Source organism: Pseudomonas putida, from assembly GCF_001976065.1.
GTDB lineage: Bacteria > Pseudomonadota > Gammaproteobacteria > Pseudomonadales > Pseudomonadaceae > Aquipseudomonas > Aquipseudomonas serbica.
In genome coordinates, this window is sequence record NZ_MNAH01000005.1 from 135,873 (window position 1) to 161,168 (window position 25,296).

A 25,296-nucleotide genomic window follows, 5' to 3' on the forward strand; every position below is an offset into this window, starting at 1 on the left:
GCTTAGGCATTATCCGGCAAGGACGGAGGGTTGGGCCAGACATGAAAATCCCACAGTCGCGCCAGGCACGACTGTGGGATCGGTTTACCGCAATACCTTACTTGATCCGCTGGCCAGGCTTGGCGCCGCTGTCAGGGCTGAGCAGGTAGATTTCTTCACCGCCGGGGCCTGCGGCCATCACCATGCCTTCGGAAATGCCGAACTTCATTTTCCGTGGCTTGAGGTTGGCGATCATCATGGTCAGGCGACCATCGAGCTTGGACGGGTCCGGGTAGGCGCTCTTGATACCGGAGAATACGTTGCGTTGCTCGTCACCGATGTCCAGGGTCAGGCGCAGCAGCTTGTCGGCACCTTCCACGTGTTCGGCCTTGACGATCAGGGCGACGCGCAGGTCAACCGCGGCAAAGGTGTCGAACTCGATTTCCGGCGACAGCGGATCTTTCGCCAGCTCGCCGTTGCCGGCCGGGGCCGCTTCGCCGGTGTCGGTCTGGCTGGCGGTCAGGTCTTCTTTCGAGGCGTCGGTCATGGCTTGCACTTTTACCGGGTCGATGCGGGTCATCAACGGCTTGAACTCGTTCAACTGATGGTTGGCGAGCAAGGTTGCGTGGTCGTTCCAGGTCAGCGGCGCGACGTTCAGGAACGCCTCGGCATCGGCGGCCAACAGCGGCAGTACCGGCTTGAGGAAGATCACCAGCTGACGGAACAGGTTGACGCCGGTGGCGCAGATCGCCTGGACTTCATCCTGCTTGCCTTCCTGCTTGTTCAGCGACCACGGTGCCTTGTCGGCGATCCAGGCGTTGGCACGGTCGGCCAGGCCCATGATCTCACGCATGGCCCGGGCGAAGTCGCGGGCTTCATAGGCGTCGGCGATGCTTGGCGCGGCGGCCAGGAAAGCTTCGGTCAGCTCCGGCGCGGCGTTGGTCTCGACCATCACGCCGGCATTGCCCTTGTTGATGAACCCGGCGCAACGGCTGGCGATGTTGACGACTTTGCCCACCAGGTCGGAGTTGACCTTCTGCACGAAGTCTTCGAGGTTCAGGTCCAGGTCATCGACGCCACGGCTCAGCTTGGCTGCGTAGTAGTAGCGCAGGTATTCCGGCGACAGGTGGTCGAGGTAGGTCCGGGCCTTGATGAAAGTGCCGCGGGACTTGGACATTTTCTGGCCGTTGACGGTCAGGTAGCCGTGCACGTTGATGCCGGTCGGCTTGCGGTAACCCGCGCCTTCGAGCATCGCTGGCCAGAACAGGGCGTGGAAGTTGACGATGTCCTTGCCGATGAAGTGGTACAGCTCGGCAGTGGAGTCTTTGCCCCAGAACGCGTCGAAGTCCAGCTCCGGCGTGCGGTCGCACAGGTTCTTGAAGCTGGCCATGTAGCCGATCGGCGCATCCAGCCACACGTAGAAGTATTTGCCCGGCTCGTCAGGGATTTCGAAGCCGAAGTACGGCGCATCGCGGGAGATGTCCCACTGTTGCAGGCCGGCATCCAGCCATTCGGCGATCTTGTTCGCCACGGCGTCCTGCAGCGTGCCACTGCGGGTCCAGGTCTGCAGCATTTCCTGGAAGTCCGGCAGCTTGAAGAAGAAGTGCTGGGAATCCTTGAGCACCGGGGTGGCGCCGGAGATTGCCGACTTTGGATCCTTAAGGTCGGTCGGTGCGTAGGTCGCGCCGCATTTTTCGCAGTTGTCGCCGTATTGGTCTTCGGTACCGCATTTCGGGCAGGTGCCCTTGATGAAGCGGTCGGCCAGGAACATTTTCTTTTCCGGGTCGAAGTACTGCGTGATCGAGCGTTGGGCGATGTGCCCGGCGTCGCGCAGCTTGAGGTAGATCTGGCTCGACAGCTCACGGTTTTCTTCGGCGTGAGTGGAGTGGAAGTTGTCGAAGTCCACCAGGAACTCGGCAAAGTCGGCGCTGTGTTCAGCCTGGACGTTGGCGATCAGTTGTTCCGGGGTGATGCCTTCCTTTTCCGCGCGCAGCATGATGGCCGAACCGTGAGCGTCGTCGGCGCAGACATAAATGCATTGGTGGCCGCGGTGTTTCTGGAAGCGCACCCACATATCGGTCTGGATGTACTCCAGCATATGGCCGAGGTGAATCGAACCATTGGCATAGGGCAGGGCGCTGGTGACGAGGATCTTGCGTGGCTCGGACATGGGGCTCGGCTACTTGATGAAACGGAGGTCGGCCACTATAAAGCGCCGGCAAAGATATTTCACCCCTGCAAATCGTTGCCGGGCATGCCGTCCGGAAGACAGAAGGGGTAGGATACCCGCCATCTTTTCCCAGTCTTGTTTCGGAGTTGCCCATGAGCGCCGTCAATCGTGCAGCGGTGGAAGCCGTCCTTCGCCAATACACCGACCCCTATCTGAACCAGGATCCGGTCAGCGCCGGTTGCGTGCGCAACATCGAGATCCAGGGCGACCGCGTCAGCGTGCAGCTGGAACTGGGTTATGCCGCCGGTTTGTTCAAGAGTGGCTGGTCGCAGATGCTGCAAATGGCTATTGAAGGCCTTGACGGTGTCAGCGCTGCCCGCGTCGAGATCACCAGTGTCATCGCCGCGCACAAGGCCCAGGCCCAGATCCCGGGCCTGGCCAACGTCAAGAACGTCGTGGCCGTGGCGTCCGGCAAGGGCGGCGTGGGCAAATCCACCACCGCCGCCAACCTCGCGCTGGCCCTGGCCCGCGAAGGCGCCAAGGTCGGGATTCTCGATGCGGACATCTACGGTCCGAGCCAGGGCATCATGTTCGGCATTGCCGAAGGCACCCGGCCGCAGATCAAGGACCAGAAATGGTTCGTGCCGATTCAGTCCCACGGCGTCGAAGTGATGTCCATGGCGTTCCTGACCGACGACAACACGCCGATGGTCTGGCGCGGGCCGATGGTTTCCGGTGCATTGCTGCAGCTGGTGACGCAAACCGCGTGGGGCGACCTGGACTACCTGGTCATCGACATGCCGCCAGGCACCGGCGATATCCAGCTGACCCTGGCGCAGAAAGTCCCGGTGGCCGGAGCGGTGATTGTGACCACGCCACAGGACCTGGCACTGCTGGACGCACGCAAGGGCGTGGAAATGTTCCGCAAGGTCAACATCCCGGTGCTGGGCGTGGTGGAAAACATGGCCGTGCACATCTGCTCGAACTGCGGGCATGCCGAGCATCTGTTCGGCGAGGGCGGCGGGGTGAAGCTGGCCAATCAGTACGGCGTCGAGCTGCTGGCTTCGTTGCCGCTGGCGATGGCCATCCGCGAACAGGCCGATGGCGGCAAGCCAACGGTGATCGCCGAGCCTGACAGCCCGATCGCCCTGGTCTACCAGGAACTGGCCCGTCATGTCGGCGCGCGGATCGTGTTGCAGGAAGCGGTATCGCCGGCAATGCCGAATATCACCATCAGCGACGATTGATTGGCTGAAGAAACGCGATCCAATGATGGGAGCGCGCTTGCTCGCGATTGCGGTGTGTCATCAATACATAAGTTGACTGACCTAACGCCTTCGCGAGCAAGCCCGCTCCCACAGTTGTCTTGTGGTGCCCTTAGATACGCAACCCGCCATCCAGCTCCAGGATCCGACCGGTGTAGTAGTCGTTTTCGAAGATGTAAGCCGCCGATTGGGCGATTTCTACCGGCTTGCCCATACGCTTGAGCGGAATCCCCGACGTCATCTTCTCCAGCGCTTCAGGCTTCATGCCCAGGGTCATTTCGGTTTCGATGAAGCCTGGTGCAATGCCGGCCACGCGAATGCCGTAGCGCGCCAGCTCTTTGGCCCAGGTCACGGTCGCGGCGGCGACACCGGCCTTGGCGGCGGAATAGTTGGTCTGGCCGACGTTGCCGGCACGGGAAATCGAAGAGATATTGATGATCGCGCCGCTGTTGTTCAGCTCGACCATTTTCGCCGCGACTTCACGGGTGCACAGGAATACGCCAGTCAGGTTGACGTCGATGACCGCCTGCCACTGGGCCAGGCTCATCTTGGTCATTTCGCCATCCTTGACCTTGAGCAGCAAGCCGTCACGCAAGATCCCGGCGTTGTTGATCAGGCCATGGATCGCACCGAAGTCGTCGGCGACCTGGGCGACCATGTGGCTCACTTGCTCTTCATTGGCGACGTTGCACAGGTAGGCGCGGGCTTCGACGCCCATGGCCGTGCAGGCGGCGACGGTGTCGTCGAGCTTTTCCTGGTTGAGGTCCACCAGCGCCAGCTTCACGCCCTTGGCGGCGAAATACTCGGCCATGGAGCGCCCTAGACCCTGGCAACCGCCAGTGATAATGATTACTTTGTCAGTGAGTTGCATTTCGCATGGCCCCCGAAGGCAGGTCTGGTTGGTTTCCTTTAGAGAGCCTCTCGATCTGCGCCTGAAGTGGCCCGGCTGCACATGAGAACTGCCCCGATGGCTTGCTGAAACTTCCATCAGCAGCCTGTCCGTTTTCCCGACGGATTCTTAATAAGGAGTCATAAATTGAGCGTTGAAGCGGCTAAGCATGCACGAGAATTGCTCCTCAAGGAATACCGTGGGGTGCTCTCGACACACTCAAAATCGATGCCCGGTTTTCCGTTTGGCTCCGTGGTTCCGTACTGCCTGGACGCGCTCGGCCGGCCGCTGATCCTTATCAGCCGCATCGCCCAGCACACCCACAACCTGCAAAAGGATCCAAAATGCTCGCTGTTCGTAGGCGAGCGTGGGGCCGAAGACGTCCAGGCCGTTGGTCGCCTGACCTACCTGGCCGAGGCGCAACAGATCGAAGACGAGGCTGCCATCGAAGCCGCCGCCGAACGTTACTACCGCTACTTCCCGGATTCGCAGAGCTATCACAAGGCCCACGATTTCGATTTCTGGGTGCTCAAGCCGGTGCGCCATCGCTACATCGGCGGGTTTGGCGCGATCCACTGGGTCAACGAGTTGACCTTGGCCAACCCCTTTGCCGGCAAGGCTGAGCTGAGCATGGTCGAGCACATGAACGCCGATCACGCCAAGGCCATCGCCCATTACGTCGAGCTGGCCGGCCTGCCGAAAACCTCGCCGGCCAGGCTGGTGGGCATCGACAGCGAAGGCATGCACCTGCTCATCGGCCAGGGGTTGCACTGGTTGCCGTTTCAAGCGCCTTGTAATACGCCGACACAAGTTCGCGAAGCCTTGGTTTTCCTGGCTCACGCCGAGCATTGGCCGAAAAATGCAGTGGCCGACGCTTGAATTCACGAAACGGCGACGTCATCTAAGGATTACTGGCAAGGCATTCTTGCGTTGAGGAAACATTTGATGCGCCCTTTTTTGTTGCTCTTTCTGCTGTTCCCGGTGTTGGAGCTGTTCGTATTCGTCAAGGTGGCAGGGGCGATCGGGTTTTTCCCGGCCCTGCTGCTGATCATTCTCGGCTCGATGTTCGGTGTGTTCGTGCTACGCATCGCCGGCTTGGCGACGGCGCTGCGTGCCCGTGAAAGCCTGAACCGCGGCGAGCTGCCCGCCCAGACCACGCTCGAGGGCCTGATGCTGGCATTGGCCGGTGGTCTGTTGATCCTTCCAGGCTTCATCAGCGATGTGATCGGCCTGATCATGCTGCTGCCGATCAGCCGTCGCCTGCTGGCCAACAAAATGCGCCAGCGTGCCGAGGAACAAGCGATCCGCCAGCGTGCCTTCGCCGATGATCTCCAGCCCCGTGGCGGCCCGGCACCCCGCGAGCCGCTCGGTCGCGAGCCCAATGTGATCGAAGGCGAGTTTGAACACCGCGATACCAAGTGATACGTCACCTGCACACGGCACCTTCGGGTGCCGTGTTCGTTTTCGGCAGATCGACGTAAAAAATTTTCGATCCCCGCCCTTGTAATCAGCTTGTACGCCCTTATGTAACGGTCACCGCAAGGTTTCTGGCGAACACGCCAGACAGACTTCCGCGGTTCGCTCGACGAACCGCACCCGGCACCGCCGGACTTTGTTAAACCCGCCGGGACTACACCGGCCGATGAAAACCACAATTAGGAGAGATCGACAATGAAGCTTCGTCCTCTGCATGACCGCGTCGTCATCCGTCGCAGCGAAGAAGAAAAGAAAACCGCTGGCGGTATCGTCCTGCCAGGTTCGGCTGCTGAGAAAGCCAACAGCGGCGAGATCCTCGCTGTCGGCACCGGCCGCGTACTGGAAAACGGTGAAGTGCGTGCACTGTCCGTGAAAGTGGGCGACAAGGTTGTGTTCGGTCCTTACTCCGGCAGCAACACTGTGAAAGTCGACGGCGAAGACCTGCTGGTAATGAGCGAGAACGAAATCCTCGCTGTTGTCGAAGGCTGATTACCCGCTCATTTTCCCGTTACTACAAAGTATTTAAGGAATATCGATCATGGCTGCTAAAGAAGTTAAATTCGGCGATTCCGCCCGCAAGAAAATGCTCACCGGTGTCAACGTCCTGGCTGACGCAGTAAAAGCGACCCTGGGCCCGAAAGGCCGTAACGTGATCATCGAGAAGAGCTTCGGCGCTCCGACCATCACCAAGGACGGCGTTTCCGTAGCCAAGGAAATCGAACTGGAAGACCGTTTCGAGAACATGGGCGCGCAGCTGGTCAAAGACGTTGCCTCCCGTGCCAACGATGACGCAGGCGACGGCACCACCACCGCTACCGTTCTGGCTCAGTCGATCGTCAACGAAGGCCTGAAAGCCGTCGCTGCCGGCATGAACCCGATGGACCTCAAGCGCGGTATCGACAAAGCGACCATCGCGATCGTCAAAGAGCTGAAGGCCCTGTCCAAGCCATGCGCTGACACCAAGGCTATCGCTCAGGTAGGTACCATCTCCGCCAACTCCGACAACTCCATCGGCGACATCATTGCCGAAGCCATGGAAAAAGTCGGTAAAGAAGGCGTGATCACCGTTGAAGAAGGCTCGGGCCTGGAAAACGAACTGTCGGTTGTTGAAGGCATGCAGTTCGACCGTGGCTACCTGTCCCCGTACTTCGTCAACAAGCCAGAGACCATGGTCGCTGAGCTGGACGGCCCGCTGATCCTGCTGGTCGACAAGAAGATCTCGAACATCCGCGAAATGCTGCCAGTGCTGGAAGCCGTTGCCAAAGCCGGCCGTCCACTGCTGATCGTGGCCGAAGACGTTGAAGGCGAAGCCCTGGCGACTCTGGTTGTGAACAACATGCGTGGCATCGTCAAAGTCGCAGCCGTCAAGGCTCCAGGCTTCGGCGACCGTCGCAAGGCCATGCTGCAGGACATCGCCGTTCTGACCGGCGGTACCGTTATCTCCGAAGAGATCGGCCTGAGCCTGGAAAGCACCACCCTGGAGCACCTGGGTAACGCCAAGCGCGTAACCCTGTCCAAGGAAAACACCATCATCGTTGACGGTGCTGGCGTTCAAGGCGACATCGAAGCACGCATCAACCAGATCCGTGCCCAGGTGGCCGAGACTTCCTCGGACTACGACCGTGAAAAACTGCAAGAGCGTCTGGCCAAGCTGTCCGGCGGCGTTGCAGTGATCAAGGTTGGCGCTGGCTCCGAAGTCGAAATGAAAGAGAAGAAAGCCCGCGTTGAAGACGCCCTGCACGCTACTCGTGCAGCCGTTGAAGAAGGCGTGGTACCTGGCGGTGGCGTAGCCCTGATCCGTGCTCTGGAAGCACTGACTCAACTGAAAGGCGACAACGCCGATCAGGACGTGGGTATCGCTGTACTGCGTCGCGCTGTAGAAGCGCCACTGCGTCAGATCGTTGCCAACTCCGGCGACGAGCCAAGCGTAGTGGTCGACAAGGTCAAGAACGGCGAAGGCAGCTTCGGCTACAACGCTGCGACTGGCGAATACGGCGACATGATCGAAATGGGCATCCTGGACCCAACCAAGGTCACCCGTTCGGCTCTGCAAGCTGCAGCCTCGATCGGCGGTCTGATCCTGACCACCGAAGCTGCGGTAGCTGATGCACCGAAGAAAGACAGCGGTGCTGGCGGCGGCATGCCAGACATGGGCGGTATGGGCGGCATGGGCGGCATGATGTAAGCCAGCCTTACCCCTGTATTGAAAAACCCCGCCGGCGAAAGCTGGCGGGGTTTTTTATTGGCTTCAATTCGAGACTAAAAGACCGCTGTCAGGCGCTGGCAGGTCGCGCTTCAACCGCCGGCTCAGCCTTCACCGCCGGCCGGTACAGCACCCAATAATACGACCCCAGGCAGATCAGCCAGCAGAACACCGCCGTCCACACGTTATGCGAGAAAAAGTGTGCCCCCTGCAGCATCCGGCCGATGGAAAACACCGAACCCAGGGCGAAGGCGAAAACCAGCGCAGCGCGTGCCATGCGGGGACGGCGATCACGCAACACGAAGAACAGCGCAAACAGGGTGAAACCCGTCGCGGCATGACCGCCAGGCCAGCACCGACCCGGTTTTTCCGTGGCCGGACGCGGGCTCAACAACTCGCTGTAGGTCTCGTGACCGCCGAACTGCTCAAGGCTCCATGGGCATTGCACCGCCGTTACCGCTTTCATCGGGGTGACGAAAGACGTCGCCAGCCCCAGGGACAGCACCAGACAACCCAATTCGCGCTTGAACGGTTGGAGCCGGGCCATGAAGAACGAACCGGCAAAGCCGAGGATAGCCAGCACCGAGAATGCGATGACCATCTGCTTGGCCCGGTCATGCAGGACGGTTTCCAGGAAGTAACTGTGCCGCCCGATGAATCCCCCGGCGACCGGGTCGTAGAACAGCCTGGCCAGGTCCATGTCCAGGGTCGTCAGTTCGAGCAATACCAGAATGATTGCTGCAACGGCGGGAACACCCACGCACACCCAGAAGTTGAGCGGGCGAGAAGCGGGGCGTGCAGAGATCGAAACCATGGCGGATCCTTGGTCAGTGAAATGTTCTTGAATGCGCAGCCGCGCGGAGCATGCGCTCTCTCGTGTCGTCAAGCCGTGAACCGATAGTGAAAAAACCGTTGAGGCGCGAGTCGGCCATTTCGCCAAATAAACGACTGCACGCAACCCTGGCCCTGAGCCACACTTGGCCTTAAGCTGCGCGGGCCAAGACGGCCGTAACTGTTTACGGAGGAGATGCCCATGCGAATTTTATTGGTTGAAGACAACCGCGATATCCTGGCCAACCTGGCCGATTACCTGGGACTCAAGGGCTACACCGTGGATTGCGCACAGGACGGTTTGTCGGGCCTGCACCTGGCGGCCACCGAGCATTACGACTTGATCGTGCTCGATATCATGCTGCCCGGCATCGACGGCTACACGCTGTGCAAGCGCCTGCGCGAAGATGCCCGACGCGATACCCCGGTGATCATGCTCACCGCTCGCGATCAGCTGGACGACCGGCTGCAAGGCTTCAAGTCCGGTGCCGACGATTACCTGATCAAACCCTTCGCCTTGTCTGAGTTGGCGGCGCGAATCGAAGCGGTCATGCGGCGCACCCAAGGGGGCGGTCGCCGGACCTTGCAAGTCGGCGACCTGAGTTATGACCTCGACACCCTGGAAGTCACCCGCGAAGGCCGATTGCTCAAACTCAACCCGGTGGGCCTGAAGTTGCTGGCGGTCCTGATGCAGAAGAGCCCGCATGTACTGCGCCGGGAAATTCTCGAAGAAGCCCTGTGGGGCGATGACTGCCCGGACAGCGACAGCCTGCGCAGCCACGTCCATCAATTGCGCCAGGTGATCGACAAGCCGTTTGCCAAACCGTTGCTGCAAACCGTGCACGGTGTGGGTTACCGCCTGGCCGAGGGGCGTGATGGAGTTTAAACAGAGCCTTTCGCAACGGATCATCATTGCCTTTGCGCTGATGAGCGCGCTGGTGGCGGGCGCTTTCGCCATGGGCATCGTCGCCACCGTGCACCTGGTGGAAGAAAAGCTGATCTCGGCGGGCCTGGGCGGTGATTTGCAGCGCCTGTTGCTGATGGATAACGTCTCGGACTGGAGCCATCGCCCGGAACCGGACCAGCTGTTCTATTTCAGCGGCGGGCCGGGCGATTTCGACCTGCCCAAGGATCTGCGGCACCTGGATCCGGGTTTTCATGAGGTTTTTCGCGAGCAGTTGTCGTATCACGCGATGGTCGAAGTAGTCGACGGCCGGCGGTATGTGCTGTTGCAGGACCAGAGTGATTTCGAAGAACGCGAGCGAGTGCTGTTTGCCGTGGTGCTGGTGGGGTTCGTGCTGAGTCTGGCGCTGGCGGTCTTCCTCGGCTGGGTGCTGGCACGCAAGGTAATGGCGCCGGTGGTCAGGCTGGCCCGGCAGGTTCGTCATCGTGATCAGTTGCTGGGCCTGGCGCCGCCGCTGGCGCCCGACTACGCGGCCGATGAAGTGGGTGAGCTGGCCGTGGCCTTCGACGCTACCCTCGGCCGTTTGCGCCAGGCACTGACCCGTGAACGCATGTTCACCAGTGACGTCAGTCATGAACTGCGCACGCCCTTGATGGTGCTGGCCAGTTCCTGCGAGCTGCTGCTGGAAAACCCCGGCATCGATCAGCGCGGCCGTGCTCAGGTCGAGCGAATTGCCCGCGCGAGCGAAGAAATGCGCGAGTTGGTACAAACCTTCCTGATGCTGGCCCGCGCCCAGCGCGAAGATGCCAGCATGTCTGCGCAGCAGACCTTGGGCGAAGTGGCCGATGGGTTGATCAGCCTGTGGCGCCAGCCGATCGAGGCCAAAGGTCTCAAGCTGGTCGTCGACTGGGGAAACCCAAGCGATACACGTTACAACGCGACACTTCTGCATGCCGTCATGGGCAACTTGCTGCGTAATGCGCTGCATTACACCGACCGGGGGTTTATCCGACTCACACTGCTGCCCATGGGGTTCATGGTCGAGGACAGTGGCGTGGGCATTCCGGAGGAAAAACGCGAAGCGATGTTCGAACCTTTCGTGAGAGGTAACGAGAAGCGCGGAGAAGGCCTCGGGCTTGGACTATCGTTAGTACAACGGATTTGTGAAAACCAGGGCTGGAGCGTCACCCTGACGACCATGGAACCCAATGGCTGTCGTTTTCAGGTGCAGTTCCATCCAGCCAATGTGAGTTGATCGGTTTCGTCGTCTTGTAAGATTTCGAAACGATTCTGGGTTTGCTGTCACGAATTTTTCACAATTGCATGACTTGAAACCGACACATTGCTACCTAAGGTGGTCGGATCAGAAGCTCAGGAGACATTAAAGATGGTGGATGGACCGATCAAACTGGATTTTTCCAACAAGTACGACGATCAACACGCCCAACGTTACCTGCAAAAGCATAAGGATGGCGTGGGTCGCCGCCTGTCCCACTGGCGTGACGTACAAATGGCGCGCAAGGCGCTGACGTTGGTCGGCGAGCCGGGCCTGGTCCTCGATCTGCCGTGCGGTGCGGGGCGTTTCTGGCCAATGCTGGCGGAAAAACCTAACCGCGTGATCATCGGTGCCGACAACTCCGAGTCCATGATCAAGATCGCTACACAGTCGCAACCGGCTGAAGTGGTGAAACGGGTACAACCCTTGCAGACGTCTGCGTTCGACATCGCCCTGCCGGATAACGCTGTCGACAGTATTTTCTGCATGCGTTTGCTCCACCACATCGGTGAAGCCCAGCATAGACTGGCGATCCTGCGCGAATTCGAGCGCGTCAGCCGTGACAGCGTCATCCTCTCGCTATGGGTCGATGGCAACTTCAAGGCCTGGAAACGCAAGCGCGCGGAAAAAACCCGTGGGCAGGAAGGTTACCAAAACCGATTTGTGTTACCGGCGGCTGTTGTAGAAAAAGAATTTGAGCAGGCAGGTTTCCGTATTCAGGAACGACTCGACTTTTTGCCGCTCTATGCCATGTGGCGAGTTTACGTATTACGCAAGAGGTAACAGATGGCAGAGCAGTGTGCAGCAGCATCGGATGTCGCTTCCCAGGATCGATTCGATTATTTCTGGAGTCAGCGCGGAGAGTGGGTGGAAGAGCCCAATGTCCGGCGTGGCGGTGAGAGTGGTGTGCAGCGCCTGATGGGCAGTGATGGACAACTGCTCTACGTAAAACGCCAGACCGGCCATATCCATCGGGGTCTATTGCACCCCTTCGGACGGCCGACGGTGTTGCGCGAGCGTGATGCACTCACCGGCCTTCGCCTACTCAATGTGCGAGTTCCGGAAATCGTTTTCTGCGAAGCGCAACGCGATCCCGTGCATAAATGGCGCGCATTGCTGGTGACCAAGTCCCTGGACGGCTTCGAGGAAATCGAGAAGTGGTACGAGGGTGGTGGACGCGAGCGCCATGGCGAGGCTGTGCACGATCGTGTGCTCAAGGACCTGGCCGAGAACCTGGCGCGCATGCACAAGGGGCGCTGGCAACACAGCTGCATCTATATCAAGCATGTCTTTGTTCGCGTCACCGGTGAGGGCGAGGCTGCCAAAGTGGAAGTTGCCTTGATCGATCTGGAGAAGTGCCGACAGCGATTGACCGCTCGGCAGGCGGCTGCCCATGACATGAAGCAGCTGCGCCGCCACTCGTCATTCAGCTCGACGGACTGGAAGAAACTCGTCTATTTTTATGAGACGGCGTTTGGCAGCGCTATCAAAGGTTTATAGCAATGAAACTTGAAGTTGCGCGAGGTTTGTTTCTCGTAGGAGCCTTGGCAGTTGCTTCACTCGCGGTGGCGGCATGGGAGCAGCCCCGCACGCAAGTCCTCAGTTCAGTGCAGGGTGACGCGCACTGTCCGTTGCCACGGGTTGCCAAGGCATCCGTGGCCACTCAACCCGATCATGATTTGTTGCTGTTCATGTTCGGGCTTTCTCAAGGACTGAGGCCGCAAAGTTGAACAGATCAAAGCCAAAATAAAAGGCCTCGCTCATGCGAGGCCTTTTTTGTTGGCGTTGATCGTTCCGACGCTCTGCGTGGGAACGATCTTAGCGTGAGGGTTTATCGGATCTGGCCAGCAGCGTGTACACGCAGGGCAACACGAACAGCGTGAACAGCGTACCGATCGACATCCCGGTGGCGATGACCGTACCGATGTCAAACCGGCTCACCGCGCCCGCCCCCGTGGCGACGATCAAGGGCACCATGCCGAACACCATCGCCGCCGTGGTCATCAATACCGGGCGCAGACGAATGGCCGCAGCTTCCTCCACCGCCTCCCGGGGCGTCAGGCCTTTGTCCTTGCGCAACTGGTTGGCGAACTGGACGATCAGGATCCCGTGCTTGCTGATCAGGCCGATCAACGTCACCAACCCCACCTGGGTATAGATGTTCATGCTTGACCAGCCGAGGAACAACGGCAGCAAAGCGCCGCAAATCGACAGCGGTACGGTCACCAGGATCACCAGCGGGTCGCGAAAGCTTTCGAACTGTGCTGCCAGCACCAGGAAAATGATCGCCAATGCCAGGGCGAAGGTGACCCACAGCGCACTGCCTTCCTGGACGTATTGCCGGGATGCGCCGGCATAGTCGAAGGCAAAGCCTGCCGGAGCTTCTTCCCGGGCGATCTGACGCACGGCGTCGATGGCTTCCCCCATGCTCACCAGCGGCACCCCGGACAGGATCGCCGAGTTGAGTTGCTGGAACTGGTTCAGTTGTCGCGGCCGCGCCCGGTCGGTCACGCTGATCAGGGTCGACAGGGCGAGCAGTTCACCCTGGGTGTTTTTCACGTAGTAATTGTTCAGCCAGTCGGGGTTGTCGCGGAAGGGACGTTCGACCTGGGCAATGACCTTGTAGCTGCGCCCATCAACGGTGAAACGGTTGATTTCCGCCTCGCCCAGCAATGTCGCCAGCGTCCCGCCCAGGTCCTGCATCGACACACCCATCTGGGCGGCCTTGGCACGATCGATATCCACCACCACTTCCGGCTTGTCGAAGGCCAGGTCGACGTCGACGAAGGCGAATTTGCCGGACTCCATCGCGCGTTTTTTCACCCGGTCGATCACCTGCAGCAGCAACTCGTAATCGTTGGCGGTGTTGATGACGAACTGGAACGGCAACCCCTCGCCGGTGCCGGGCAGGGAAGGCAGGTTGAAGCCGAACACCTGCAACCCGGAAATGCTCGCCAGCTTGGCCTGGACTTCGGGCAGGATTTCCATTTGCGTGCGGCTGCGGTCGTTCCAGGGCTTGAGCAGGAAACCGCCGATGCCCGATTGCACGCCATTGAAACCGTTGATCTGGAACGACGAGTAGTACTCGGGAAACGCCTTGAAGATCGTGATGAACTCGTCGGTGTAGGTATTCAGGTAGTCGAGGTTGGTCGGTTGGGGGGCGTTGGCCAGCATGAAAATGATGCCCTGGTCCTCATCCGGTGCCAGTTCCGACTTGGTGAACTTGAGCAGCACCGGAATCAGGCACAACACGATCACCGCGAACACCAGCACCACCGGCCGGGTGTTGAGGGTGCCGTGCAGCATGCTCTGGTAACGGCGCTTGAGGCTTTCGAAAATCGTGTCCAGGCGATGGGCCAGGCCCGTGGGGTTTTCGTCATGGCGCAGCAGCAGGGCGCACATCATCGGCGACAGGGTCAGGGCGACGATGCCGGAAATCACCACCGCACCGGCCAGGGTCAGGGCGAACTCCTTGAACAACGCCCCCGTAAGGCCGGTCAGGAAGCCGATCGGCGCATACACCGCCGCCAGGGTGATGGTCATCGAGACCACCGGCATGGCGATTTCCCGGGCGCCCTCGATGGCGGCGTCCAGCGGTGTCTTGCCTTCCTCGATGTGACGGTGGATGTTTTCCACCACCACGATGGCGTCGTCCACCACCAGGCCGATGGCCAGCACCATGGCCAACAGGGTCAGCAGGTTCAGGGAATAACCCATCATCTGCATGAAGAACATCACGCCGATCATCGACAGCGGAATGGTGACCACCGGGATCACCACCGAGCGCAACGCACCGAGGAACAGGAACACCACGACGATCACGATCAACACCGCTTCGAACAGGGTCTTGATCACTTCGTTGATCGACGCCTGGATGAACAGCGTGGCGTCGTAGGCAATCTCGCCCTTGAGGTTGGGCGGCAGCTGGTCCTGCAGCTCCGGCATGAGCTTGCGCACTTCCTTGATCACGTCCAGCGGGTTGGCCGCGGGCGTGGCCTTGATGCCGATGTACACCGAGGGCGTACCGCCGAACGAGCTGATGCTGTCGTAGTTCTCCGCCCCCATCTCGACCCGCGCGACATCGCGCAGCAACACGCGACTGTCACCGTCGACCTTGAGCGGGATCGCGGCGAAGGCTTCGGCGGATTTGAGTTCGGTGTTGGCGTTGATGCTGGTGACCACATACTCGCCTTTCAATTCGCCGGCGGCGGAAAGGAAGTTGTACTGGCGTACCGCGTTGGTCACGTCGCTGGCACTGAGGCCGAAACCGGCCAGCTTCGCCGGATCCAGCCACAGGCGCATGGCGAATACCTGGTTGCCGAGAATCTCGGCTTCGGCCATGCCCGGCAGCGTCGCCAGTTTCGGCTGGATGACTCGCGACAGGTAGTCGGTAATCTGCGGGTTGCTCAGTTCCTTGCTGAAGAAACTGATGTACATCAGCGCAGACGCGTCGGCAGCTTCCTTGCTCAGCACCGGGTCTTCGGCGTCCTGGGGCAGCTGGTTCTTGACCTCATTGGCCTTGGCCAGCAGCTCGGTGAACAGGCGGTCGCTGTTGGAGCCGATACGGGCGTAGATCGAGATCACCGAGAAGTTCTGGCGACTGACCGAGGTCATGTAGTCGATACCCTCGGCGCTGGCCAGACTCTGTTGCAGCGGTTGGGTGATGTAGCCCTGGATGGTTTCGGCGTTGGCCCCGGGGTACGCGGTGGTGACCGTGATCAGCGCATTTTCCATTTGCGGGTATTGGCGCAGCGGCAATTTGCTCCATGCCTGAAAGCCCAGCAGCACAATCAACAGGCTGACCACGGTGGCGAGCACCGGGCGACGGATGAACGGGTCGGTAAAAGCCATTGGGGGTTCCTTGATCAATCAGCGCGAGGCTGACTGTTCTTCTCGGCCAGGGTCTTGTCGTCGCTGATGGCGATGTGCGCACCGCTGTCCAGTTTGATCTGGCCGGCCGTGACCACTTTCTCGCCGCTTTTTACACCTTTGCTGATCACCACCAGGCCGTCGCGGCGTTCACCGGTTTCAATGAACCGCCGTTCAGCGATCAGGACCGGCTGGCCCTTGTCGTCTTTTTCGAGGCTGCCGTCTTCGGCTTTTTTCTCTGCGACTACGTAAAGGGAATTGCCGTAGAGCGTGTAGGTGATCGCGCTTTCCGGCACGACGATGCTCGGTTGCGGGTCGGGCAACATCACTTGCAGGCTGGCGAACATGCCAGGCAGCAGCTGGCCATCGGGGTTGGCCAGGGTCGCGCGGACCTGCATGTTGCGCGTGCTGTTCTCCAGCTTCGGGTTGATTGCACTGATGGTGCCGGGGAAGGTCCGGGACGGGTAGGCCGCGACGACGATTTCAACCGGCTGGCCGATGGCGACCTTCGGTACCGACTGCTCTGGCACGAAAAAATCGACGTAGAGACTGCTGAGGTCCTGCAGGGTGGCAATCATGGTGCCACTGGCCAGGTAGTCGCCAACGTCCACCTGACGAATGCCGATGGTTCCGCTGAAGGGGGCGACGATACTTTTTTTGCCGAGCGCTGCCTTCAGTTGATTGACCGTGGCCTTGCTCTTTTTCAGTACCGCCGACAGTCGATCGAACTCGCCTTTGGAAATGGCCTGGCTGCCCACCAGCTGGCTACCGCGACCGTAATCAAGTTGGGCCAGCCCGAGATCGGCCTGGGCAGTTTCGAGCAGGGCGCTTTCTACGGCGCTGTCCAGGCGTAACAGCGGTTGACCGGCTTTGACTTTCTGCCCGGACTCGAACTGCAGATCGACGACCGTGCCGTCGGTCTCCAGGCTCAGGTCCACGCCTTGCAGCGCCTTGAGTGTGCCGACCGTGGGCAGGCGGGCTTGCCACGGACGTTCGGTTGCCGTGGCAACGGCGACGCTGATCGGCGGTTTTGGCGCGGAGAAGCCTTGGATCATCGTGTAGATGGAGAAGGCTTTGTAACCGGCCAGGACCAGCACGATCAACAGAACAACACCCAACATGATCAGCATGCGGCGACGCAGCATAATTCCAGTTCCTTGGAGAAAATCAGGTGAGACAGTTGGGAACCTTACCCCGACTCCGCGGGTGATTCCAATGGATGTTTTTGGGGCTTCCCCCTACCTGCAGGAGCCGGCTTGCCGGCGAAGGGGCCGCTGGATTTGCAGCGATCTTTCGGACCTCTTCGCTGCGATGCGGCGACCCGACAAGCCAGCTCCTACAGGATCTCCATCAAGCCATCAGGTACAAATGGTTGTCCCAGAGCCCCGCCGGCAGCTCCAGGGGTTTTGCAACGAGGTTTGCCTGGCGGCAATCGTAGTACCGGCAGCGCCCCTGGCCCGAGGTCACGACAAAACCATCGGCCACCGCGCCTACGCCGGCGCAATCGGGCAGGGGCGCGTCCAGACGCACTTCGCCGCTGTCCAGGTCCCAGATGAAGAAGCGATTGCCTCGAGGCGCGGTCAATGCGACCAGGCGCAATTCACTGTGCACCGCAACGCTGGCGGTGTAATGCCCCATGGCCTGCAGTTGATGCTCAGGCACTGGGAACGCCACGAACGGCTGGCCGGGACGCTTGATCGCCAGCAGCTCCGAGTGCTCGTGAGCCGCCCCCATGAATTGTTGGCCGGCGACGATGGTGCCGTCGCTGGCAATGCCCAGGTGACGCACGCTGTTCATTTGCTGGCCGAGGGTTTCCTTGCTCAGCAGGGTGCCGTCGCGCTGCATCAGGACCAGGCTCGGCTCCATCGCATTGAGGTTCATCTCGACCCGGCTTTCGGCTTCGGTGCGGATGCCGCCGTTGGCCACCACCAGGGTTTCGCCATCGGGCATCCACGACACTTGATGCGGGCCGATGCCATGGGTGGAAATCTCGCCGCTGTGCACCAGCCGTTCGCCTTCGAACGTGTACACACCGAGCAGGCCGCGACCCGGATCGCTGGTGTCGTTTTCGGTGGCATACAGCCAGTTGCCGCTGTGGTGAATCACCGCATGGCCGTAGAAGTGCCGGTTCGCCTGCGACTTCAGGGTTTGCAGCAGCGTGCCGTCGCGCAAGTCGATCAGGTAGCTCTCGGTGCCGGGACGGCGGGCAACGAACAGCGCGATCGGCAACGCAGGGTGGTTGATGATGTCATGGCAGCGCTGGTCGACCTGGGTGGCAAACACCCGGGTGCCGTCCAGCCGGTAACCGACGGCGTAATGCTTGCCGTCGGTATCGTCCCGCGCGGAGAGCAGCAGCGGGCTTTGATCCTTGTGCCTGGACAGCGTCCAGCCGCCCAGTGTCACCGCACCCAGCAGCAAACTCCCTAACTTCAGCGCCTGGCGTCGCAGCATGGAACTAGCCCTCATCAGTCACCGTCGTTGGCATTGAAGCCCAGTTGAATGCCCAGCGCCTTGGCCAGCTCGCCTTCGTGCAGGCGATGGACGACGTTGAGGCTGTCGTAGAGATCGTTGAGCTGCTGGCGACCGGCGTCGTCGCTGAGCATTTCGGTCAACGAGCGCTGGCTGCTGGCGAACAGTTTCAACGAAGCGGCGTAGGCCGCGTCGATCTTGTCGACCAAGGGTTTCTGTTCGCTCGGCAACAGGCCGCGCAGGCCTTTGTTGTCGACACCTTCCCACACTGTTTTGGCGGCGGCGAGGCTGGCTTCGAGACTGGTCAGGGACGACTGGCTGCGCCAGGCATCGGCCTGGAACGGCTGCGGCACACCCTTGCTCTGGCGGCCCATCGGGGTGCCGAGCTTCTTCTTCAAGCTATCGAGGGCGGTGACCTGCACGCGCAGCAGATCGGCGATTGCTTCGTGGGAGTCGGCGTAACGCTGGTTCGGGAACTTGCTCATCTGCGCGAGCATGCCGTCGGTGTTGTTCCAGCTCTTGAGAATCTCTTCGGCCAGCTGTTTCTGGCGCTCGCCAATGGCGATCAGCAGTGGGCAGTACTTGGCTTTCTGCTCGGCGTTGGCCACATCAGGCTTGCTGTCGAACAGGATGTATTCGTAGGCCGACAGGCCTTGCACCACCACGCTGGACTTGGCCAGTGCAGCGGCGTCGATCTGCGGTTGCGCGGTGACCAGTTGTTCGACCTGACGACCCACCAGGTTCTTTTTGTCCGGCCAGAATTGCACCTGCCAGGCACGGTTGCCCTCGGCCAGTGGACCGATCAGCAGGGGTTGCAGCTCGGCCCAGGCTTTTTGCGCGTGCAGGAAGTCAGCCCTGGCGGTATCCAGGGTTTCCTTGCCTTCGCAGTAGGCGAGAGCGCTGACAGCCAACTGGCGGTCTGCTTCAACCCAGCGAGTGTAGGTGGGCAGAATCACTGACTTGGCGATCGCCGCCGAGGTGACGGCTTGCGGATCCTGCGGCGAACAGGCGCCCAGGGCTAGCGCGGCAAGGCTGGTGAACAACAATTTGGGACGAAACATGTCGGGCTCCCGCTGGAAGATGGGTATTAAAGGGAATTCAAAAACGCCAGCAGCGCAGCACGCTGCTCGGCATTGAAAGACAAAACCTGTTGCTGCGCCGCCTTTGCCTCGCCGCCATGCCAGAGCACGGCTTCAAGCAGGTTGCGGGCGCGGCCGTCATGCAGGAACTGGGTGTGGCCACTGACCGCTTGGGTCAAACCGATGCCCCACAACGGCGGGGTCCGCCAGTCGCGGCCACTGGCCTGGAACTCGGTGCGGTGGTCGGCCAGGCCGTCGCCCATGTCATGCAGCAGCAGATCGCTGTACGGGCGAATCACTTGATTGGCCAGCTCAGGTTCGGCGGCGTTGGCGGCGGTGGTGTACTTGGGGGTGTGACAGGACTGGCACCCAGCCTGGTAGAACAGGGTCTTGCCGGCCAGCACCTCGGGCGTGGCGACATCGCGGCGTGCCGGCACAGCGAGGTTGCGGGTATAGAACAGCACCAGGCGCAGGATGTTGTCGCTGACTTCCGGCTCGCCATCGGGGCCGTTGCCGCTCGGCGCCTGTTTGCAGGCCGTTTGCGCGTCGGAGCAGTCGTCAAAGGGTCGCAGGTGGGTCGTGAGGCCCATGTCACCGGAAAACGCGTGGACATTTTGTTGATTGAGGTTCGGTTGCCCGGCTTTCCAGCCAAATCGCCCCATCACGGTCTTCTGCTGCGCATCATCCCAAACCCGATTAGGACGTCCGGCGATGCCGTTGTCGTCCTTCGCCTGGGCTTGGGCGTTGGCCAGGATCGCCTCTTCCGGGATGGCCTCCAGCAAGCCCAGGCCAATCATCGGTGGCGCCACCCGTGCCGAGAATCGCGTGTCGGGGTGCATCGGGCCGTAGTTCAGCTGGGTGATGTTCAGGCTCGGCTTGCGCAGCTCGACTTGGGTACCGTCCTTGAAACGAACCGTGACGGGCGTGTAGTCGACCCGCACCTTGCCTTCCGGCGTGACCCCGGGCACGGCCATGTCCTGGAACTGCCCGCCATAGACCGGCTCCGGCACGACACCCTGTTGCTCGATGACGTTGGCATAGGCCGGGGTGTCGGGAATCGACAGGCGTACCAGCATCGACACGGCATTCGACGCATCGGTAGGCGGCGGGTGGCCGCGGCCGTCCTTGATATGGCAGCCCTGGCAGGCATTGGTGTTGAACAGCGGGCCGAGGCCGTCGCGGGCGGTGGTGGTCGACGGCGCGATCACCCAGGGGCTGCGAAAGAAACTGTTGCCGACGCTGAAGTCCACGCGCCGCGACGGCGGCAGGTTGGCGGAGGGCAGCGAAAAGGCGTTCTGATCGGTCTTGCGCACCGTCGTGCCGCCGCCGGAGCGGGCTTCACCGGGTTCGGCCTGGGTGAACTTCGGGGCGTCATCGCAGGCACTCAGGCCCAGGGCCAGCAGCAGTGCGGACAAGCGAAGAGGCAGCGAGGGCATCAGACATCCTGCAAGACGAGCAAAACAAGGGCGCAAAGTCTAACAGGGCAGGGGGTTTTAAATAAGAGGAATTATCGTTTGCCTGATTTGGGACAACGACCCGAGGCGTTACGCACGCCATACATATGTAACGCACCGGTGGGATGGCGCAGGGGCACGATGAGGGTAGTTCACCCACAGAAGAGATGCGCCATGCTGCATGAACATTCAACACTGCCTGCCATGCGGGACAACCCTTTACAGATCCTCCTGGGGAGGAAACTGTCGGCACTGGATATCCAGACCGCAGAGCTGTTCCAGAACCAGCCTGCTTTCCATGCTTTCGTGCAACAGCGCTTCGATCAGGCGTTCCCCGACGTGACGCCGCGCCTGGATCTGCTGCGCAGCTTTATCAAGTGTCGCGAAAATGACGACACATCCACCGGTGGCGAGCCGGACGATACATCCGATATCCAGGCATTGTTGTCCAGCCTGATGGATGCGGTGGTGCAACGTATCGTCACTGGGCAAGCCGCAGGCTTTGCCGGTCGGCAGGCCCGCTTTTATCGTGTACCCGAAGCGGGCGGGGAGCCAACGCTCTTTACCGCGTTAACGCCCGCTGCGTTCGACACGTTCCTCGATGGTCTGGCCGGCAACCTGCTGTCGCACTATGGACAGTACCTGGATGCCTACTGGGCTGGCGCCGTGAGCTCGACCGATTCGCGAACCCGCAAGCAATGGTTGATTGATATTCGCACCGAGGCGCTGAAAAACGAGGTCGCCCTGCTTAAAAGCGATGGCCTGCTCGACGCCACCGATGAGGCGCTGTTTGCCAAGGTGTTGCGTTACCCGAATGCCCAGGCCCGACAGTTTTTGAACACCTATCGTCCTTGTGTGTATGGCGTGGCGCTCAAGGACGATGAGGCTGCCCCGATCCCCTTGCATGGAGCTTTCATCCTGACCGCTCGGGATCCGCAAGACGCGGAGGTGAAGTGGGACACCAAGGACGTCCCCCTGACGGCTCGTCCCGTGGCGCCGACAGCGAATGTGGGCCGGGTGTTGTTGTTTATCCCGGACGCTGGCCTTGAGGCGTTCGAATCGTTGGCCAGTCTTGACCATGAACTGCATCGACGCTTGGGTCATGGCGCCGAGTTCGCCTCGCTGTTGGCCTGGGTGGCCGACAAGGACCAGGCACGCGGCCTGGCGCTGCATCGCGCTGCCCCTGTGCGCGATCGGCTGCACTACCTTGAGCGTCTGGACTCCCCCTTCAGTCATGGCGTCGAATCACAATGCCTGATGATTCGGGAAAACCTCGCCTCGACCCTCGCCAGGTACCAGGCCTCGGGGGCGCACATCGATAAGGCGGACTTGCCCCGCGGCTGTGACCGGGTGACCGATCTACACCGTGCCTTTGATATCGAACCGGTGTTGTGGGCGAGGATCAAGAAACGTTGCCAGGCCCGGTTGGCGGTCTTCCTGCAGGATGCAGACGAGACCGACAGAAATGCCTGGGCCGCTGCGATTGCCAGTTATGGCGAGGAGCTGGCCAACCTGTCCGAGCCCGAAGGGTTTCCCTCATTAGCCCAGTTCAGCGATCGCCGCGACCTGTTGGCCTACAGCAATCGCCGACTGCGCGCGGTACTTGAGTCCGAATACGGCCTGACGGTAAATCCGGATGACCTCATCGTCCACAGTCGGGATCCATCAGTCCCTGCGATTATCATCGCTCCCGGTGCCCCTGGTTCCAGCATCCAGAACCCCGGCAAGCCGCAGTTCCAGCACCGTCGGCGGACGTTGACCGAACTGGCTCTGGAAAACATCGGTGGACTGGATTTCAACTTCACCGAATTCTCCAGGCTGACCTTGAAGACCGAGGGCAGCGACAAGCCCGATGAAGCCTTACGGCCCGAGGATATGCTTGCAGCGCAAGCGGCCGAGACTTTTGCCGGCTTGAGTCTCGAGCAGGTCAAGGAACTGGTGCGCAGGCTCAACGTCGGTCAAAGCCATAACGCGTTTTTGAAGGACGCCTTGATCACGTCCCCGGGGGCGGCGCTTCGCAAGCGCAATTATGTCCGGACCATGGAGCGGCAGCTGCGCCTGGACGCCATTGAAGCCAAGATCAATGGCGATTTTTACCCGGACAGGTTGGCGCGCGGTTTCGCCTGGGTCCAGGCGGTGCTCGATGTGCCGGTCGACGACCATCGGCGTCGCGAGGTCGAGGGGCATCGGGTAGTGGTAGAGCATTTGAAACTGCGCGGTCAACGGGTGCGCGGGGTGTTGTTGTTCCGTACCTCCGTGGCTGGCGGCTCGATTGTGGTGTATACGCCGCAGGCTCCTGGCGGCCGGGTGTTCCATGAGTTTGTCGGTGAGCGCTTCGTGCCAGATTTCACCCACAACAGTCACTGGCGTGAATACCTGGTCGGGCGGGTAGAGCGGGCGTTCCAGCCTCAGGTCCTGGCCACGTTGAAAGGCCGGGGCGATTTCTCGATGGTTCACATGTCCAGGATCGCGAACAACGTTTTTGAAGACGCCTACGAGACTGAGGTCAACTTCGCGATCAACGATGCCGCGGCACAAGTGACCACCACCGAACAAACCAATGTCGAGACCGGGCTTGTCATTGCCACCACGGCGGTCGATGTCCTGACGATGGTGTTGCCGGTGCGGGTGACGCTGCCGATCGGCCTGGCCAGGAGCCTGTTTTCTGTCTTCAGCGCGGTAGAGGCGGCGAACCTGGGGGATCGGGCCGGTGCGGCCCACCACGTAGTCCGGGCATTGGGCGAGTTTGTCGGGGCGCTGGCCGATGGCGTGATCGGCATGCGCTCTGTCAGTGGCGGACTGAAAAGCGCTCCCGGCGCTCGAGGGTTGAACCCGGAAATGGCCCTCCGGAAAAAACCCGAGGGTCTGTTGCCTTTGCCAGGGTGGGAGGGCAAGGGCATCTACTACAGGACGTCGAAACCCGATGGTTCAAAGCATTATTTCCTCAGTGACCAAAACCATTGGTACGCGATCCTGGATGAAGGTTTCGAGGAAGCCTGGCGAGTCAGGGATGCTCGCAAACCGATCCAGTGGCATTACTCACCGATTCGCCGGGATTCGGCAGGGCACTGGGAAATCGGCACTCATCGCGATGCGCCCGGGTTGGGCGGCGGGTTCACGGAAAGAGCACTCAGGGATCTCTATCCGTTTCTTGACGAAACTCAGGCCAGGCGCGTATTCGATTCGTTCGTTTTTCCGCGAGGACGTGAAAGCGAGTTTGAGTTGAACCTGGTTCATTACTTGCGCTCAGGTTCGACCCTGAATGTCTTCGACCCGTATCTGACGGTTTCTCCTGAACGTTTGCGTCTACGCCTCAGGGGACTGGATTTGCCGCGCTCGTGGAGCGGCGGGAGTGTTGTCGACGCCAGTCGACCGGCTCCCATCGAACCGACACCGGGGCCGAGTCGAGCGACTACCGCTCCGGCGCGCCCAGTCCGTCCACCCAACGAGAAATTTGCCGATTGGGGGCAAACCATCGATTCCGCCGAACTTCAGGTGCAAAACGCTGAAATGGGGATCTATCGACGAACGGCGGGCGCCCCGGCGTTGGTCGGGCGCGACTATGTGAAGATCGATGAGCGCTATTTTCCGATCCTGCCGCAAGGGACAACCATGAGAAGTGGTGTCGTGTTCATGTACGACCCGGCCATTGAGATCAATACCTTTGCCCAATTCGAGCACTTGCTTGGGACTGATCGGTTTAGCCAGCCACGAGTGGCGACGTTCAATGGCGCACTGTCCCGGTGGGTCCATCCGCTTGATTTGCCTTTCGAGAAAAGTATCGCCGCGTACGTGGGAGACGGGTTCCCGACATTCACCGCGGCGACGCAGTTGCAGGTGGCCAACGTGCTGTTCAATCGGGCCAATCCAGCGGGACTGACCGGCTGGGGGATCGCGGCTCTGCGACGAACCCTGCAGAACTGGCGTTTCTGGCCGGCGGGAAACCGTGTTTCACTGGGCGATCCGTTGTCCATGCTGCCGAGAACGCCGAGGGCGCACGATGGGACTTGGCCGCTCAATAGTCTGCCGGGTTATTACAGTCGGCTGAATTTCAGCACTGACGGGATTCCATTACTGTTGCATGACGCGCTGAGCAGCAGGTCGGGAAGCACGCTAAGGGCATTGATGATCGAGCGATTGACCGGCAGTCGCTACGAGTTGGTCGCTGGCGGTGCCGTGTCCGAACTGATTTTCAGGCGTCCGGGGCGTGAGGCGCTGTATTGGCTGACATTACGACGCGTCGCGGGGGACGTGGTCGAAGGCCGCCACTATGTCGGTCCAAGGACTGACCTGATGGATTCGGCGACCCGTGCGTTGTTCATTCAAGCGCAAGCCACCAACAACCTGGTCACATTGATCGGCGGTATCCAGCGGCCAGTGGGTGGTGGCGCGGTCAATATTTTCATTCTCCGCATCTGAGGCTGGCGAAGCG

At 60.7% G+C, this 25,296-nt stretch carries 19 protein-coding genes; 11 read left to right on the forward strand and 8 right to left on the reverse strand.

What is annotated here, in order from left to right; translation table 11 throughout:
- Window positions 1–97 precede the first annotated feature (97 nt).
- Window positions 98–2,149: a methionine--tRNA ligase gene (gene metG / locus BKX96_RS19175; protein ID WP_046819040.1), complete on the reverse strand. Its 2,052-nt coding sequence runs from the start codon at window positions 2,147–2,149 to the stop codon at window positions 98–100.
- 152 nt (window positions 2,150–2,301) lie between these two features.
- On the opposite strand from metG, the gene apbC reads away from it, so the two are divergent.
- Window positions 2,302–3,396, forward strand: coding sequence for an iron-sulfur cluster carrier protein ApbC (gene apbC, locus BKX96_RS19180; protein ID WP_046819041.1), 1,095 nt, complete (start codon window positions 2,302–2,304; stop codon window positions 3,394–3,396).
- A gap of 130 nt (window positions 3,397–3,526) precedes the next feature.
- On the opposite strand, the gene BKX96_RS19185 is transcribed toward apbC, so the two are convergent.
- A complete protein-coding gene (locus BKX96_RS19185; RefSeq protein ID WP_046819042.1) occupies window positions 3,527–4,285 on the reverse strand; it encodes an SDR family oxidoreductase in 759 nt (252 codons plus the stop codon).
- A gap of 165 nt (window positions 4,286–4,450) precedes the next feature.
- On the opposite strand from BKX96_RS19185, the gene BKX96_RS19190 reads away from it, so the two are divergent.
- The 4 genes from BKX96_RS19190 (at window position 4,451) to groL (ending at window position 7,964) form a co-directional block, all read left to right on the forward strand.
- Complete coding sequence (locus tag BKX96_RS19190; RefSeq protein ID WP_077185215.1) at window positions 4,451–5,182, forward strand: HugZ family pyridoxamine 5'-phosphate oxidase; 732 nt, start codon at window positions 4,451–4,453, stop codon at window positions 5,180–5,182.
- Window positions 5,183–5,248: 66 nt separating this feature from the next.
- Window positions 5,249–5,725 carry an FxsA family protein gene (locus BKX96_RS19195; protein ID WP_077185216.1) on the forward strand — a complete coding sequence of 159 codons (477 nt, stop codon included), beginning with the start codon at window positions 5,249–5,251 and terminating at the stop codon, window positions 5,723–5,725.
- A 249-nt stretch (window positions 5,726–5,974) separates the two neighbouring features.
- Window positions 5,975–6,268, forward strand: coding sequence for a co-chaperone GroES (locus BKX96_RS19200; protein ID WP_020799908.1), 294 nt, complete (start codon window positions 5,975–5,977; stop codon window positions 6,266–6,268).
- A gap of 49 nt (window positions 6,269–6,317) precedes the next feature.
- Window positions 6,318–7,964, forward strand: a complete 1,647-nt coding sequence (groL, locus tag BKX96_RS19205) for a chaperonin GroEL (protein WP_020799909.1) — start codon at window positions 6,318–6,320, stop codon at window positions 7,962–7,964.
- 88 nt (window positions 7,965–8,052) lie between these two features.
- Here the strand turns inward: groL and BKX96_RS19210 are convergent, their stop codons facing one another.
- Window positions 8,053–8,796, reverse strand: a complete 744-nt coding sequence (locus BKX96_RS19210) for a phosphatase PAP2 family protein (RefSeq protein ID WP_046819045.1) — start codon at window positions 8,794–8,796, stop codon at window positions 8,053–8,055.
- 219 nt (window positions 8,797–9,015) lie between these two features.
- Between BKX96_RS19210 and colR the strand changes: the two genes are divergently transcribed.
- The 5 genes from colR to BKX96_RS19235 all read left to right on the forward strand — a co-directional run bounded on the left by colR (window position 9,016) and on the right by BKX96_RS19235 (window position 12,723).
- Complete coding sequence (gene colR / locus BKX96_RS19215; protein WP_020799911.1) at window positions 9,016–9,699, forward strand: two-component system response regulator ColR; 684 nt, start codon at window positions 9,016–9,018, stop codon at window positions 9,697–9,699.
- Window positions 9,689–10,972 (forward strand): sensor histidine kinase, encoded by a 1,284-nt coding sequence (locus tag BKX96_RS19220; RefSeq protein ID WP_077185217.1) that lies wholly within the window; start codon window positions 9,689–9,691, stop codon window positions 10,970–10,972. The genes colR and BKX96_RS19220 overlap by 11 nt, the downstream gene beginning before the upstream one ends.
- Before the next feature lie 135 nt (window positions 10,973–11,107).
- Window positions 11,108–11,776, forward strand: coding sequence for a class I SAM-dependent methyltransferase (locus BKX96_RS19225; protein WP_046819070.1), 669 nt, complete (start codon window positions 11,108–11,110; stop codon window positions 11,774–11,776).
- Window positions 11,777–11,779: 3 nt separating this feature from the next.
- Complete coding sequence (locus tag BKX96_RS19230) at window positions 11,780–12,493, forward strand: lipopolysaccharide kinase InaA family protein (RefSeq protein WP_046819047.1); 714 nt, start codon at window positions 11,780–11,782, stop codon at window positions 12,491–12,493.
- A gap of 2 nt (window positions 12,494–12,495) precedes the next feature.
- On the forward strand, window positions 12,496–12,723 hold the full coding sequence (locus tag BKX96_RS19235) for a hypothetical protein (protein WP_046819048.1): 228 nt from the start codon (window positions 12,496–12,498) through the stop codon (window positions 12,721–12,723).
- An 88-nt stretch (window positions 12,724–12,811) separates the two neighbouring features.
- Here the strand turns inward: BKX96_RS19235 and BKX96_RS19240 are convergent, their stop codons facing one another.
- The 5 genes from BKX96_RS19240 to BKX96_RS19260 all read right to left on the reverse strand — a co-directional run bounded on the left by BKX96_RS19240 (window position 12,812) and on the right by BKX96_RS19260 (window position 20,846).
- The gene (locus BKX96_RS19240) at window positions 12,812–15,844 is read right to left on the reverse strand and encodes a multidrug efflux RND transporter permease subunit (RefSeq protein ID WP_077185218.1); all 3,033 of its coding nucleotides are present in this window, start codon (window positions 15,842–15,844) and stop codon (window positions 12,812–12,814) included.
- Window positions 15,845–15,858: 14 nt separating this feature from the next.
- Window positions 15,859–17,007 carry an efflux RND transporter periplasmic adaptor subunit gene (locus BKX96_RS19245; RefSeq protein ID WP_046819050.1) on the reverse strand — a complete coding sequence of 383 codons (1,149 nt, stop codon included), beginning with the start codon at window positions 17,005–17,007 and terminating at the stop codon, window positions 15,859–15,861.
- 205 nt (window positions 17,008–17,212) lie between these two features.
- On the reverse strand, window positions 17,213–18,313 hold the full coding sequence (locus tag BKX96_RS19250; RefSeq protein ID WP_077185219.1) for a DUF1513 domain-containing protein: 1,101 nt from the start codon (window positions 18,311–18,313) through the stop codon (window positions 17,213–17,215).
- A 14-nt stretch (window positions 18,314–18,327) separates the two neighbouring features.
- On the reverse strand, window positions 18,328–19,392 hold the full coding sequence (locus BKX96_RS19255; protein ID WP_046819052.1) for an imelysin family protein: 1,065 nt from the start codon (window positions 19,390–19,392) through the stop codon (window positions 18,328–18,330).
- Window positions 19,393–19,418: 26 nt separating this feature from the next.
- Window positions 19,419–20,846 carry a di-heme oxidoreductase family protein gene (locus BKX96_RS19260; protein ID WP_077185220.1) on the reverse strand — a complete coding sequence of 476 codons (1,428 nt, stop codon included), beginning with the start codon at window positions 20,844–20,846 and terminating at the stop codon, window positions 19,419–19,421.
- Window positions 20,847–21,038: 192 nt separating this feature from the next.
- On the opposite strand from BKX96_RS19260, the gene BKX96_RS19265 reads away from it, so the two are divergent.
- Window positions 21,039–25,283, forward strand: a complete 4,245-nt coding sequence (locus BKX96_RS19265) for a dermonecrotic toxin domain-containing protein (protein WP_077185221.1) — start codon at window positions 21,039–21,041, stop codon at window positions 25,281–25,283.
- Window positions 25,284–25,296 lie beyond the last annotated feature (13 nt).

Coding starts and splice junctions, on each gene's coding strand:
- metG (WP_046819040.1), bottom strand. CDS start 2,149: ATGTCCGAGCCACGCAAGATCCTCGTCACCAGCGCCCTGCCCTATGCC.
- apbC (WP_046819041.1), top strand. CDS start 2,302: ATGAGCGCCGTCAATCGTGCAGCGGTGGAAGCCGTCCTTCGCCAATAC.
- BKX96_RS19185 (WP_046819042.1), bottom strand. CDS start 4,285: ATGCAACTCACTGACAAAGTAATCATTATCACTGGCGGTTGCCAGGGT.
- BKX96_RS19195 (WP_077185216.1), top strand. CDS start 5,249: ATGCGCCCTTTTTTGTTGCTCTTTCTGCTGTTCCCGGTGTTGGAGCTG.
- BKX96_RS19200 (WP_020799908.1), top strand. CDS start 5,975: ATGAAGCTTCGTCCTCTGCATGACCGCGTCGTCATCCGTCGCAGCGAA.
- groL (WP_020799909.1), top strand. CDS start 6,318: ATGGCTGCTAAAGAAGTTAAATTCGGCGATTCCGCCCGCAAGAAAATG.
- BKX96_RS19210 (WP_046819045.1), bottom strand. CDS start 8,796: ATGGTTTCGATCTCTGCACGCCCCGCTTCTCGCCCGCTCAACTTCTGG.
- colR (WP_020799911.1), top strand. CDS start 9,016: ATGCGAATTTTATTGGTTGAAGACAACCGCGATATCCTGGCCAACCTG.
- BKX96_RS19220 (WP_077185217.1), top strand. CDS start 9,689: ATGGAGTTTAAACAGAGCCTTTCGCAACGGATCATCATTGCCTTTGCG.
- BKX96_RS19230 (WP_046819047.1), top strand. CDS start 11,780: ATGGCAGAGCAGTGTGCAGCAGCATCGGATGTCGCTTCCCAGGATCGA.
- BKX96_RS19235 (WP_046819048.1), top strand. CDS start 12,496: ATGAAACTTGAAGTTGCGCGAGGTTTGTTTCTCGTAGGAGCCTTGGCA.
- BKX96_RS19240 (WP_077185218.1), bottom strand. CDS start 15,844: ATGGCTTTTACCGACCCGTTCATCCGTCGCCCGGTGCTCGCCACCGTG.
- BKX96_RS19245 (WP_046819050.1), bottom strand. CDS start 17,007: ATGCTGCGTCGCCGCATGCTGATCATGTTGGGTGTTGTTCTGTTGATC.
- BKX96_RS19250 (WP_077185219.1), bottom strand. CDS start 18,313: ATGCTGCGACGCCAGGCGCTGAAGTTAGGGAGTTTGCTGCTGGGTGCG.
- BKX96_RS19255 (WP_046819052.1), bottom strand. CDS start 19,392: ATGTTTCGTCCCAAATTGTTGTTCACCAGCCTTGCCGCGCTAGCCCTG.
- BKX96_RS19260 (WP_077185220.1), bottom strand. CDS start 20,846: ATGCCCTCGCTGCCTCTTCGCTTGTCCGCACTGCTGCTGGCCCTGGGC.
- BKX96_RS19265 (WP_077185221.1), top strand. CDS start 21,039: ATGCTGCATGAACATTCAACACTGCCTGCCATGCGGGACAACCCTTTA.